Source organism: Metamycoplasma equirhinis (genome assembly GCF_006385185.1).
GTDB classification, from domain to species: Bacteria; Bacillota_I; Bacilli_A; order Mycoplasmatales; family Metamycoplasmataceae; genus Metamycoplasma; species Metamycoplasma equirhinis.
The window spans coordinates 1-564 of sequence record NZ_VFIX01000050.1 but is presented as its reverse complement, the minus strand read 5'-3'; the positions used below and the strand labels follow the sequence as shown (position 1 = coordinate 564).

General features: G+C 61.9%; 1 protein-coding gene. It reads right to left on the bottom strand.

The features are described 5' to 3' along the window. A partial coding sequence (locus tag FJM08_RS08615; RefSeq protein ID WP_211331351.1) for a DUF4436 family protein occupies positions 1 to 547 on the bottom strand: 547 nt, incomplete at its 3' end. Positions 548 to 564: the final 17 nt, after the last annotated feature.

The following is a 564-nucleotide window of genomic DNA, read 5'->3' as shown; positions in this document are numbered from 1 at the left end:
TGTCCGGGCGATCAGAGGTTTGGCTGCTTTCCCCGACGCGGACGGCGCTGATGTCCCAGCCTTCCAGCGATCCGGTCACTTCGACCCGGGCGGGTACGTATTGACGGTTGTCGCCAGCGCCGACGAGCACATCGGCCTGGACCGTATCGGTGGTGTATGTATCGAATGGCCAGGCGCCCGGGTTGCCGTGCGCCTCGGTCGTGGTCGCTACTTGCGCGGGCAGCTTTCCTACCGGGTACTGCAGATCTCCGAGTTCGTTCTCCGGATACAACCGCACCGAGGTGTCGGTAGTCAACACTTGGAGGCGCTGGTCGATCATCGAATCGTCGGGCAGCACCAGGACGTTCACATCGAGGCGATTTGCCACAGTGTGCAGCTCCTCGAAGCGGATCAAAACCACGGTGTCGTCAGTCGTGCCCACGTCCGGCTGCGGAAGCGGACCCGGTGTGTGGGCCAACCAGTCGTAGCCGAGCAGCGAAAAGACGTAGGCAATGAGAACACCCAGGATGATGCAGACATCGAGCACGAGGTGCTTTCGCCGCGACATGTGTTTGTGTTCTGGCG